The organism is Paenibacillus physcomitrellae (genome assembly GCF_002240225.1).
Classification (GTDB): Bacteria; Bacillota; Bacilli; order Paenibacillales; family Paenibacillaceae; genus Fontibacillus; species Fontibacillus physcomitrellae.
The window spans coordinates 4216571-4228652 of sequence record NZ_CP022584.1; the positions used below are offsets into that span (position 1 = coordinate 4216571).

The following is a 12082-nucleotide window of genomic DNA, read 5'->3' on the forward strand; positions in this document are numbered from 1 at the left end:
TGGCGCGGCTTGTTGTTACAATAGGTACATTCCATTGGACCGACAGGCGAACTTCGGCTGCAGACGGCGGATCGGAAGCGTATGCTGAAGACTGGGCGTTACAGGCAGCCTAAACCAAGAGATCCTAAATAAAGAGATCTTATAAGGAAGTTTGACCACAAGAAAAGATTGACCACAAAAGGGGTGTTTACATGGCTATATTGGAATTGAAACAGGTCAGCAAGCTGTTTGGTCCCCACACCGAGCAGGGGATGAAGCTGCTTGAGGAAGGCTGGGGCAAGGAGAAGCTGGCCAAAGAGAAACACATCACGGTTGGTGTCAACCAAGTCAGCTTTGATATTAAACAAGGCGAAATTTTCGTCATTATGGGATTGTCGGGAAGCGGCAAGTCCACACTGGTTCGGATGCTGAACAGGCTGATTGAGCCGACAGGCGGGCAGATTCTGGTTCACGGCAAAGATTTGCTCAAGTTGAATCGTGAACAGCTTCGCGAGGTTCGGCGTAAGACGATCAGCATGGTTTTCCAAAAATTCGCATTGTTCCCGCACCGGACGGTACTGGAGAACGTGGAATACGGACTTGAGGTCCAGAAAGTAAATAAGAAGGAACGCGCGGAAAAAGCAGCGCAGGCGCTTGAGCTTGTCGGCCTTAAAGGTTGGGAAGACAAGATGCCGGATGAACTCAGCGGCGGCATGCAGCAGCGGGTCGGTCTGGCCCGGGCTCTGGCGAACGATCCGGAAGTGCTGCTGATGGATGAAGCCTTCAGTGCGCTTGACCCGCTGATTCGCCGGGATATGCAGGATGAACTGCTGGATCTGCAGGAGAAAATGAAGAAAACGATCGTGTTTATCACGCATGATTTAGATGAAGCTTTGCGGATTGGCGACCGGATCGCCTTGATGAGAGACGGTGCTGTGGTGCAGATCGGTACGCCTGAGGAGATTATGATTCATCCGGCCAACCGTTATGTGGAACGATTCGTGGAAGACGTGGATTTGTCGAAGGTGCTGACGGCTTCCCATGTGATGCGGCGGCCGGAGACGATTACGCTGGATCGGGGTCCGCGTGTAGCACTGGAGCTTATGCGGGAGAGAGGGATTTCGAACCTCTTTATCATCGACCGTTCCAAGAAGCTTCTTGGCATCATTACGGCGGAGGATGCTTCCGAGGCCATTCGCAGCAAGAAGTCGCTGGAAGATATTATGATCCGGGAGACGCCTACCGTATCTCCGGACCGTGTCTTAAACGAGCTGTTTGAACTGACAAGCACGTCCAAGCTGCCGCTTGCCGTCGTAGACGAACAGAATCGTCTGATTGGCGTAATTATCCGCGGAGCTTTGCTGGGTGCGCTTGCCGGCGGGTCAGAACTGGAAAGGGGGGATGATCATGCTTCCGAAACTGCCGCTATCTGATTGGATTCAGAGTTTGGTGGACTGGATGTCCGCTCATCTCGGTCCACTGTTTGATGGAATTTCTACAGTTATAGAAGGCGTTGTAGATTTCTTCGCCAATATCTTTTTACTGCCGCATCCATTTCTGTTTATCGTAATTTTGGGACTCATAGCTTATTATGCGGGCAAGCTGCCGCTGGCACTGTTCTCCATGATTGGATTTCTGCTGGTGTACGATCTTGGCTACTGGACGCAAACGATGAATTCCCTGGCCCTGGTTATTACTTCCGGATTGATTTCCATTATTATCGGGATTCCGATCGGCATCTGGTGTGCTTATAAGAAATCTGTCTCCAGCGTGATTATTCCGCTGCTGGATTTCATGCAGACCATGCCGGCTTTTGTATATCTGCTTCCCGCGGTGACTTTCTTCAGCCTTGGCGTTGTGCCAGGCGTCATCGCATCTGTTATTTTCGCTATTCCGCCAACGATCCGTTTGACCCGGCTTGGGATCATGCAGGTTTCGGGCGAACTGGTGGAAGCCGCAGACGCTTTCGGCTCTACGCCGATGCAGAAGCTGTTTAAGGTTCAGCTGCCCTTGTCGCTGCCAACCTTGATGGCCGGCGTCAACCAGACCATTATGCTGTCCTTATCCATGGTTGTTATCGCTTCGATGATCGGAGCGCAAGGCATCGGCGCCGAGGTTTATCGTGCGGTGACCCAATTGCAGATTGGTAAAGGCTTTGAGGCGGGTATTGTTGTCGTTGTGCTTGCCATCGTGCTTGACCGTTTGAGTCAAAATCTGATCAAGCCTCGGACCAAACGCAAGAAACAGGCCGCTTAAAGCTAAGCTGTCACTAGAAGCTAGAGGTTAGAAGTTTTACGGGGGAAATTGGAATCGACAAATTTACGGAAAGAGAGTGATAAGAAAGATGAAATTCAAGAAGCTGAAGTTCAGAAGTGTAGGTTTGCTGGCTGTTTCGGTTGTACTTGCAGCGGGACTTGCTGCCTGTAATCCGGATCGCAACGGCGCATCGGGAACGAACAACAACGCTGCCGAAGGAGGAAATGCCGGCGCTACAGCTAACATTGGAGATCAGGTGAAGCATCAGATTATCGGGATCGATCCGGGCGCAGGCATCATGAAAGCTACGGCTCAGGCTATTCAAGACTACGGCTTGGATAACTGGACACTGGTTGAAGGTTCCGGTGCCGCTATGACGGCTGCGTTAGACAAAGCGATTAAGAATGAGGACCCTATCATCATCACCGGCTGGACGCCGCATTGGATGTTCTCCAAATACGATTTGAAGTATCTCGAGGATCCGAAGAAAGTCTACGGCGAAGCCGAAGAAATTCATACGATCGCCCGTAAAGGTCTCAAAGAAGACGAGCCGACGGCTTATGAATTCCTGGACCGTTTTGCCTGGACCGACAAGCAGATGGGTGAAATCATGACGGCGATCCAGGAAGGCCAGGAGCCGGAAGCTGCTGCCAAAGCTTGGGCGGACGCTAATGAAGATGCCATTGCTCCTTGGATCGAAGGATTGAAACCTGTAGACGGCAAACCGCTTAAGCTGGCTTATGTGGCTTGGGATTCGGAGATTGCCAGCACGAATTTGCTGAAATATGTGCTTGAAAGCAAACTGGGCTATAAAGTAACCGCGCTGCAGGTTGAAGCAGGCCCGATGTGGACTGGCATAGCGAACGGCGATGCCGATGCTTCGGTAGCTGCATGGCTGCCTTTGACACATGCGGACTACTGGAACCAGTTTAAAGACCAGCTGGAAGACCTGGGAGCCAACATGACCGGCGTGAAGACAGGTTTGGTTGTACCGTCTTATATGGACATTAGCTCCATCGAGGATTTGAAGGATAAATAAGAACGGTTCCCATGACGGGTTTGAACGTCTTGACGGTTCATAAAGCTTGCCAAAAATAACTTGGCAGGATCGCTGAATTCCGGTTTATACCGGGACGGCGGTCCTGTTTTTTTTCATTTTCTTCCTATATAATAGAAGGGCCGATGAATGCGCAGAATAACAAGGCCAGGTGTTGCCCGTCTGACGGACGAGCTTGACCGGTTATTTATGCTGTCATAGGCTGCAGCCGGGTATCCGAAGTCGCGATTCCGGCCATTCTTATTTTACAGGCCAAAGGAGATATTAATCATGAGTGTACATATCGCAGCCAAAGCGGGAGATATTGCGGAGACAATTCTGCTGCCGGGAGATCCGCTCCGTGCGAAGTTTATCGCAGAAACCTATCTGAGCGACGTTACCTGCTACAATGAAGTCCGTGGCATGCTCGGGTTCACAGGCACTTATCAAGGGAAAAGAGTGTCCGTTCAAGGGACAGGCATGGGGACTCCGTCCATCGCGATTTATGTAAATGAGCTGATTCGTGAATACGGCGTAAAAAATCTTATCCGCGTTGGCACGTGCGGCGGAATGCAGGAGCATGTTCATGTGCGCGACGTCATTCTGGCTCAGGCAGCCTGCACGGATTCCAGCATGAACCGTCATGTGTTCGGCGGCTATGATTTTGCGCCGATTGCAAGCTTTGAGCTGCTTAAATCCGCTTACGAACGCGGCGTGGAGAAAGGGCTCAACATGCATGTCGGCAATATTTTCAGCTCGGATATGTTCTACCGCGATGACACTTCCGTAACTCAGCTGCTGATGAAATACGGCGTGCTTGGCGTGGAAATGGAAACAACGGCGCTTTATACGCTGGCTGCCAAATACGGCGTAAACGCCTTGACGATTTTGACGGTCAGTGACCACCTGCTGACAGGGGAAGAAACGACCTCCGAAGAACGCCAGACCACGTTTAAAGAAATGATGGAAGTGGCGCTGGATACGGCTATTCATTTGTAGGATTTAAGGAAAGCGGGGATTTGCCCATGAGAATGGTAGATTTGATTGAGAAGAAACGGGACGGCGGCGAGCTGCTGACTGAAGAAATTAACTATATTATTGAAGGTTATACCCGCGGGGAAATTCCGGATTATCAGGTCAGCGCTTTGGCGATGGCGATCTTTTTCCAAGATATGAACGAACGCGAACGTGCGGATTTGACGATGGCGATGGTGCATTCCGGCGATGTGATCGACCTGTCTGCCATTGAAGGCGTGAAGGTGGACAAGCATTCCACGGGCGGCGTGGGCGATACGACCACTTTGGTGCTGGCTCCGCTTGTGGCCGCCCTGGATATTCCTGTGGCAAAAATGTCCGGCCGCGGCCTTGGCCATACCGGCGGAACGATCGACAAGCTGGAATCGATTCCGGGCTTTCATACGGAAATCAGCACGGAAGAGTTCGCTGATCTCGTCAACCGGTTTAAAATCGCCGTTGTCGGTCAGTCGGGCAATCTGACACCTGCGGATAAAAAGCTGTACGCCTTGCGGGATGTTACTGCAACCGTTAACTCAATTCCGCTGATCGCCAGCTCGATCATGAGTAAAAAGATCGCCGCAGGCTCCGATGCCATCGTACTCGACGTCAAAACCGGCTCCGGCGCTTTCATGAAAACGGCGGAGGATGCCGCCGAGCTGGCGCAGGCTATGGTGCGGATCGGCAACAACGTCGGCCGCAAAACGATGGCGGTGATCTCCGACATGAGCCAGCCGCTGGGCCGGGCAATCGGCAATGCGCTGGAAGTGCAGGAGGCGATCGACGCCTTGAAAGGGCAAGGTCCCGAGGATCTCGAGGAGCTGTGCCTGGCTTTGGGGCGCCAAATGGTTTATTTGGCGGGCAAAGCCGCTTCGCTGGAGGAAGCGGAGGAGAAGCTGCGCGAAGCGATCCGCAGCGGCGCCGCGCTGGAGAAGTTCAAGCAGTTTATCGCCAACCAGGGCGGAGACCCTTCCGTCGTCGACCATCCGGAGAAGCTGCCGCAGGCCGCTTTCAAGATTGAAGTGCCGGCTAAGGAAAACGGCGTTGTAGCGGAAATCATCGCGGACGGGATCGGCACAGCCGCGATGTGGCTGGGCGCGGGCCGCGCGACAAAGGAATCGGAAATCGACCTGGCTGTCGGTCTGATGCTGAACAAGAAGATCGGCGATGCGGTTAAAGCCGGCGAATCGCTGGTTACGATCCACGCGAACACGGAAGATGTGGAGGCGGTTAAAGCCAAAATTTACGAATGTATCCGCGTGGCGGATCACGCCGATGCGCCGGTGCTGGTGCACGGCATCGTAACGGAATAATTGGCAGGCGCGGCTAAAACAAAACGATGCCGGCGCAGGCGGAAACCAGAATGATTTTTAACGGATGAACCTTGTATTTGATCACCGCGAGGAATGAGGCTGCGCCAATCAGCAAAGTCGCCAGAGTGGTCCAGTTGATGATATTTCTCGACGGGTCCGGGAAACCAAAATGGATCGCCGCGTACAGAATCAGCCCCGTAATGACCGGACGCAAGCCGTAGAAAGAGGATTTGACCCAGGGGTTGGAATTGAGCTTAAAGAAAAAGGCCGCGATCAAAATCACGATAAGCAGGGAAGGTAAAATGATGCCGGCCGTTGCGACAATCGCACCAGGCAGTCCGGCAATATGATAACCGATCAGGGTGGCGCTGTTGGTAGCAATTGAACCGGGCGACATCCCGGAAAGCGCTACGGTCCGCTGAAATTCTTCATCAGACAGCCAGCCGTAACGGTGAGTTTCGTATTGAATCATGGAAATAACGGCGTAGCCGCCTCCAAAGGACATAAAGCCGATTTTGAGAAAGGAAATAAACAGCTGCCAGAATAACACAGGCTCCACTCCTAGATGTAATATTCAATGACACCTTGGTCGGATTTCCCGGCCGGGGTGTCTTTTTCTGTTATGACCTTCAGCCCGAGCCACTTCTTGACGCGGATAATGACGATGCCAAGCACCAGCCCGATCATGATCATAAAAATAGGATTCCAGCCGGTCAGCAGCAGCAGCGTAAGCGACCCGGCGGCTACAACAAGCGTAGTGCGGTCAAACAGCGCGTTTTTGCCCATTTTGTAAGCGGCAACCGCGATCAGGCCGATAACGGCGCCGTTAATGCCTTTAAAGGCAGCCTGGATTTTCGGCACGTCTTTAAGCTGGGAATAAAAAAAGCTGAGTGCATAAATAATCAGGAAGGTAGGAAGGGTGATGCCCAATACGGCGGCAACCGCACCGGGGACTTTACCCAGCCGGTAACCTATAAAAGCTGAAGCGTTGACGCCGACACCTCCCGGAGCGGAGCCTGCAATCGACAGCAGATCGCTCATCTCCTGTTCGTCCATCCAATTCTTTTTTACGACGATTTCACGTTCAATAACGGCCATCATGGCGTAACCCCCTCCAAAGGTCGAAGGGCCGATCTTAAAAAAGATCCAGAATAGTTGCCAAAGCAGGACCAGCTTATCTTTCATTTTTGTTGTCATGGGGCATTCTCTCCAGGCTGTGGATTTCTTGAGTTTATTATATCATCTTTTTACCATTCTGGAATTAACTTTTTAGCAAATGGGCATAAATTAGGGTTATACTGAAGATAAATAGAGATTTTGAGGGTGGTTTATCCTAGAATACAGATCAGAATTATAATATTTCGTATAATTAAGCCTAGGTTTTTGTTGTTTTGGTAAAAAGTTGGGAACTAGCCAACGGCCTGATTACCCTTTATAATGGGTATATTCCGACAAGATTAATGTGAATAATGGAGAGCGGTTTTATGAGTAAAACAAGCCTGTTTGCGCCGACAACCAAAAAGATGGTTTATGACCGGATCGCCCGGCAGAACGATATCTCGAAAGCGGAGCTGCTGGAGGAATTTAAGCTGACCAGCAGCAGTCTGACCCGAATGCTCGAAGAGCTTGTGGAAGACAGCTGGATTTTCGAGGCCGGATTCGGGCAATCGACTGGCGGAAGGAAACCGATTCTTTACCGGATCAATCCCTTGCGCCGGGTAATTTTTGGACTGGAAATTTCACGGCTGTCCTCGTCGCTGGGGCTTTATGATTTGAACCTGACTCCGCTGGCGTATCACAAGTGGCCGATGGACGAAACGATGACGCCGGAGCGGCTGGTCGAGGTGATCGGGGAAAGCGCTGCAGAGATGCTGAAAGAACACGGCCTGGATCAAAGCCAGGTCGAAGGTATGGGGATCGGGGCAGTCGGCCCGCTCGACAGGAAGGCCGGGATCATCCTGAATCCGGAATATTTTCCGGCTAAAGGGTGGGAGAACGTGCCGATCTGTCAATGGATGGAGACAAGGACCGGGATCAAAGCGATCCTGGAAAATGGAGCGAATGCAGCCTTAATCGGCGAGCATTGGGCTTTGCGGGATGATAAGGTCCAGCATATGCTGTACGTCCATGCCGGGACAGGCCTTCGTTCAGCGATGATGTCGAACGGGCGGCTGGTTCACGGAGCGGTAGACATGGAAGGTTCAATCGGCCAGATGATCATTCAAACGGACGGTCCGCGGCTTCACGACACGGGAAATTACGGGGCGCTGGAGGCCTTTGCCTCCGTGCAGGCTTTGGAGAAGCAGGTTCGGGTTCAGCAGAAATTGGGGGCAGGCCGTTTGGCAGAGCTTGGTTTCCCGGAGGAAGGGCTGCAGCAGCCAGATAAAATCCATTTTGATCTGCTGGTCCAGGCGCTTCATCAGGGCTATCCGGTTATTCGGGATCTCTTTGAGCAATCGGCGGCTTATTTGGGAGTAGGGCTTGCTAACCTAATCAATATTCTTCATCCGGAAATCGTGATCCTCGGCGGGGCACTCATTAGCGCCCATTCCAGTTATTATGACAAGGCTATTGCTGTCGCCCGGGACAAGATCTATTATGTTGCGCAGTATCAGCCCCAATTCTCCAAAGGGAACCTTCAGGAAAATGCGGTCTCGACAGGGGCGGCCATTCTGGTGTTTGACCAGATTCGGATCTGAGTGCAAAAGAAAATAAAGCCGGCTCTTCTGAGCCGGCTTTTTGTATGGCGAAACTAGGGAATAAACAAGGGTTCGGTTCCTTGGACACTTAAGTTCGAGGTTCCAGCCATACATAATAGGTTATGGTTTTGCCATAATCCTCGCTGGCACAAACTTTATGATGGGGAATTCTGACTTTCTGCTGGCGGACCAGTTGAAAAACCAGCGCATAAGCCAGCATAGGATCAGTAGTCGTATATCCGTCATACTCATGACCGATTTTATTGTAGGCATCGCTGCTCACCCATTCCTCTGCTTCGCGCAGGGTTTCGAAAGACTCCGTTTCTTCAAACCATCTGAGATGCTTGGGATAAGGGTCTACCCGCTGACCCGTACCTTTTGTGTGGAAATTAGCAGGGTAACTGTACCTTGGTTTTTCGTCCATACTGAACACCTCTTTTCTTAGGGATCTTTGTTCAAAGTACACGTCTCTTATGGGGTTCAACTAGGTCAATTTAAACTTATTACTGCATAACCACTCCAAGCCGCTCATACAGCTGATTGCGCTGCTGAACCGCCCAAGGCTGATCGGGCTGGGATTCCAGCATGCCAAGCAGCAAGTCGTGAAAGTCCTGGATCATAAATCCTTCGGGCAGGCGAGGCTGCTGCAACAGCACCGGGAAATCATAATCCGGAAGGACAATAAGGCCGTCCGCCGCTTGTCCCATCCAATTCAGCCAATCCTGCAGCTTGAGCAGCTCCGCTCTCCACAAATCCAGCTGTAAACTCAGGCAGTCCTGAAGGGTCTCATAGCTGGGCTCGTCCTGAAATCTCCGGCACAGCCTTACGGCCAGCGTGTAAAACTCGTCAGCAGCAGCAAACTGAGGGCCGCCGCTTGGTTTGAATTCTAAACGGGACAAGAAATCCTCCGCTGTAATCGAAGAGCCCTCGTCATATAACAGAAGACCGTTTGCTAAGGTCTCCAGCATATTTTCCACCTGTTTATCTGTGAACAGCCCGTCGATCAGGGCCTGATTCAAAAGCTTTTTATCCATATGTACGCCTCCATGATCCTATTCTTCTAATATTTTACGTTATATTCGCTCCCAAGTCTTGAAATCCCTTGATTGAAAAAGGAAGGAGAATGATCTCCTCCTGTCAGATGAAAAAAGGAAGCAGGAACAAAGAAGCAATTCCGGCCAGAGGAATCGGTCTGCGGACAAAGCGGCGTCTTGGGAAAAATCCAGGGTAGTAACCGAATTGTCTATAAGTAGCTTCATTTGCCGGCATCCCGTTCATGCTGTTAACCATATCATTTGTAGGAATAGCCAGCGTGACGTAATTGTCATCGACATGGGCAATAAACCCGTCATGCGTTTGACCGTCCGTGGTAGTAATTCCGACGTACTTATTCATGCAGCTCCAGCATACTTGTTGGTAATTGGTTGTTTCCATAGGTATCCTCCTCGAATTGATCAGTCTCGACAACAGTCTATGGACCAAAACCCAGATTGATCACGGCGGATGCCCAGTATAGGCGAATATTTAGATTGCATGATTTCAATGTTAAGGCCAAAGGTCTTGCAGGAATGCAGGAAATTTGAAGCAGGCTCCAGCCGCTGCTGGCCCTAAATTCCTGTTTTTGGAGAAAAGGGTTTGGGCAGCGATTTACGGGGGTAATAACGAACAATTCAATTTAAACCAATTACATAGGGAGGAAAAGCAAAGTGAATTTAAGTGTTCATGCCTCTGTGCCTTATAATCACCAATTCTTTAAGTCCCCGAGTACGATCGTCTCCAAAAAAGAGGAACCCCGCGAGAAAAACGCCAATTTTGCAGAGATTTTAAATGAAAAGCTGAAGCAGGCAGAACGCTGCCGTTAAAGCTGTTAGCCCAGCAAGGTTAATAGGCAATGTTAACTTTATTATGTTCTGAGAAAGCCGTCTCCGGTTACAATGAAACCGCTGGACGGCTTTTTGCGTGGTTTGAACAAGGCGAGCCGCAAGGAAACCGAAGCAGATCAAACAGATAAAAGAACAGGGATGGAGAAAGAGGGAATTAACATGCGGCCGTTTAGACCCACCGAACATGGAAAAACGATTGAAACAACTTTAAGAGGCAAAGACCTGCTCTCCTGCCCCATGCTGAACAAAGGGGTTGCCTTCACGCTGGAAGAGCGCAGGGAGCTGGGGCTTACCGGCCTGCTGCCGCCTGTGGTGATGACGATTGAGGAGCAGGTCAAGCGGGTGTACGAACAGCTTCAAAACCAGCCGGATCCTTTACATAAAAATATCGCCTTAAACGATTTGTTTCACCGGAATGTCGTTTTGTTTTACCGTCTGCTGAACGAGCATCTAAACGAGATGCTGCCGATCGCGTATACGCCAACCGTGGGGCAGGCGATCCAGGCCTACAGTCATGAATACCACCGGCCGGGCGGCGTCTATTTGTCCATTAATGAACCGGAAGAGATCGAAAGAGCCATTCAGAACGTGCGCGATTCTGCAGGAGAAATAGATTTGATCGTCGCAACGGATTCGGAAAGCATCTTGGGCATAGGCGACTGGGGCATTGGGGGAATCAACATTTCCATAGGCAAGCTGGCCGTATACACAGCGGCTGCAGGTATAGATCCAAGCCGGGTGCTTGCCGTTGTGCTTGACGTCGGCACGGATAATGCCAAGCTGCTCGAAGATCCTTTATACATGGGCAACCGCCACGCCCGTGTACGCGGTGAAAGATATGAACGGTTTATCGACCGGTTTATCCAGGCAGCTGTGCGGACCTTCCCGGATGTGCTGCTGCACTGGGAGGATCTGGGCAGCGTAAATGCCCGGCAGATTTTGAACAAATATGCCGGCAGCCTGCTCACCTTCAACGACGATATCCAGGGGACGGGCGCTGTTGCCCTGGCTGCCGTCCAGTCGGCCTGCAGGCTGACGAATACGCCGCTGACCGGGCAGCGCGTGCTGATCTTTGGAGCCGGCTCGGCGGGCATCGGCATTGCCGATCAGATTTGCGCCGCCATGCAGCAGCAGGGCTTAACCCGAGCGGAGGCGCTGAGACGCTTCTGGGCTTACGATCGGCGGGGGCTGCTGACGGAGAGCACCGAGAATGTGCTGGATTATCAGCTGCCTTACGTGCGCCCGGATGCGGAATGCCGGGAATGGAACCGGAATGAAGCCGGCGTCATTCCGCTGCTTGAGGTCGTCCGGCAGGTGAAGCCGACGATCCTGATCGGCACCTCCGGCGTGGCCGGCGCTTTCTCGGAATTGATCGTGCGGGAAATGGCCCGGCATGTGGAGCGGCCGGTGATCCTGCCGATGTCCAATCCGACGGCTCTTGCCGAGGCGGTGCCGGCAGATCTGCTCGCCTGGACCGAAGGGCGGGCCTTAATCGCTACGGGCAGCCCGTTCGAGCCAGCTGAGCTGAACGGCGTCCATTACGAAATCGCCCAATCCAATAATGCTTTAGTTTTCCCTGGCCTTGGACTCGGGGCCATCGTGGTGAAGGCCAAACGTCTGACGCCGGGCATGTTCAGTGCAGCGTCTGACGCTATAGCTGCGTTTGTTGCACAGCAAGAGGAGCTCGCGCTGCTTCCGCGTGTCGACGACCTTCGGGCCGTCTCCCTGGCGGTAGCAGCAGCCGTGGCCAATCAGGCCATCGCAGAAGGTATGGCCGGGGATGTCCCGCAGGATGTGGAAGCAGCTATACACAGCGCCGTATGGCCGTGCGAATATAAGCCAATCAAGGCGATGCCGGAGCCTGTTACGGTATAAAAGATTCCTATAAAAATATAAACAGCC

The 12082-nt window shown here is 51.9% G+C and carries 13 protein-coding genes; 8 read left to right on the forward strand and 5 right to left on the reverse strand.

What is annotated here, in order from left to right:
* Positions 1–191 precede the first annotated feature (191 nt).
* The 5 genes from CBE73_RS18930 to CBE73_RS18950 all read left to right on the forward strand — a co-directional run bounded on the left by CBE73_RS18930 (position 192) and on the right by CBE73_RS18950 (position 5598).
* On the forward strand, positions 192–1412 hold the full coding sequence (locus tag CBE73_RS18930; protein ID WP_094095562.1) for a quaternary amine ABC transporter ATP-binding protein: 1221 nt from the start codon (positions 192–194) through the stop codon (positions 1410–1412).
* Positions 1387–2235, forward strand: a complete 849-nt coding sequence (locus tag CBE73_RS18935; protein WP_094095563.1) for an ABC transporter permease — start codon at positions 1387–1389, stop codon at positions 2233–2235. The genes CBE73_RS18930 and CBE73_RS18935 overlap by 26 nt, the downstream gene beginning before the upstream one ends.
* Before the next feature lie 88 nt (positions 2236–2323).
* Positions 2324–3274, forward strand: a complete 951-nt coding sequence (locus tag CBE73_RS18940) for a glycine betaine ABC transporter substrate-binding protein (protein ID WP_094095564.1) — start codon at positions 2324–2326, stop codon at positions 3272–3274.
* Positions 3275–3562: 288 nt separating this feature from the next.
* Positions 3563–4270 (forward strand): purine-nucleoside phosphorylase, encoded by a 708-nt coding sequence (gene deoD / locus CBE73_RS18945; protein ID WP_094095565.1) that lies wholly within the window; start codon positions 3563–3565, stop codon positions 4268–4270.
* 26 nt (positions 4271–4296) lie between these two features.
* The gene (locus tag CBE73_RS18950) at positions 4297–5598 is read left to right on the forward strand and encodes a pyrimidine-nucleoside phosphorylase (RefSeq protein WP_094095566.1); all 1302 of its coding nucleotides are present in this window, start codon (positions 4297–4299) and stop codon (positions 5596–5598) included.
* Between the two features lie 13 nt (positions 5599–5611).
* Here CBE73_RS18950 and CBE73_RS18955 read toward each other — a convergent pair whose 3' ends face one another.
* Positions 5612–6148, reverse strand: coding sequence for a chromate transporter (locus tag CBE73_RS18955; protein ID WP_094095567.1), 537 nt, complete (start codon positions 6146–6148; stop codon positions 5612–5614).
* A gap of 11 nt (positions 6149–6159) precedes the next feature.
* A complete protein-coding gene (locus CBE73_RS18960; protein ID WP_094095568.1) occupies positions 6160–6795 on the reverse strand; it encodes a chromate transporter in 636 nt (211 codons plus the stop codon).
* Positions 6796–7082: 287 nt separating this feature from the next.
* On the opposite strand from CBE73_RS18960, the gene CBE73_RS18965 reads away from it, so the two are divergent.
* Positions 7083–8297 (forward strand): ROK family protein, encoded by a 1215-nt coding sequence (locus tag CBE73_RS18965; protein WP_094095569.1) that lies wholly within the window; start codon positions 7083–7085, stop codon positions 8295–8297.
* A gap of 88 nt (positions 8298–8385) precedes the next feature.
* On the opposite strand, the gene CBE73_RS18970 is transcribed toward CBE73_RS18965, so the two are convergent.
* From CBE73_RS18970 to CBE73_RS18980, 3 genes are all read right to left on the reverse strand, one after another.
* Positions 8386–8721 (reverse strand): hypothetical protein, encoded by a 336-nt coding sequence (locus CBE73_RS18970; protein ID WP_094095570.1) that lies wholly within the window; start codon positions 8719–8721, stop codon positions 8386–8388.
* 79 nt (positions 8722–8800) lie between these two features.
* Complete coding sequence (locus CBE73_RS18975) at positions 8801–9331, reverse strand: hypothetical protein (RefSeq protein ID WP_094095571.1); 531 nt, start codon at positions 9329–9331, stop codon at positions 8801–8803.
* 103 nt (positions 9332–9434) lie between these two features.
* Positions 9435–9731 carry a phosphatidylinositol kinase gene (locus CBE73_RS18980; RefSeq protein ID WP_094095572.1) on the reverse strand — a complete coding sequence of 99 codons (297 nt, stop codon included), beginning with the start codon at positions 9729–9731 and terminating at the stop codon, positions 9435–9437.
* A 272-nt stretch (positions 9732–10003) separates the two neighbouring features.
* Here CBE73_RS18980 and CBE73_RS22005 point away from each other — a divergent pair, with 272 nt between their 5' ends.
* Both CBE73_RS22005 and CBE73_RS18985 read left to right on the forward strand, forming a co-directional pair.
* Complete coding sequence (locus CBE73_RS22005; RefSeq protein ID WP_157739626.1) at positions 10004–10159, forward strand: hypothetical protein; 156 nt, start codon at positions 10004–10006, stop codon at positions 10157–10159.
* Positions 10160–10339: 180 nt separating this feature from the next.
* Positions 10340–12055, forward strand: coding sequence for an NAD-dependent malic enzyme (locus CBE73_RS18985; RefSeq protein ID WP_094096419.1), 1716 nt, complete (start codon positions 10340–10342; stop codon positions 12053–12055).
* Positions 12056–12082: the final 27 nt, after the last annotated feature.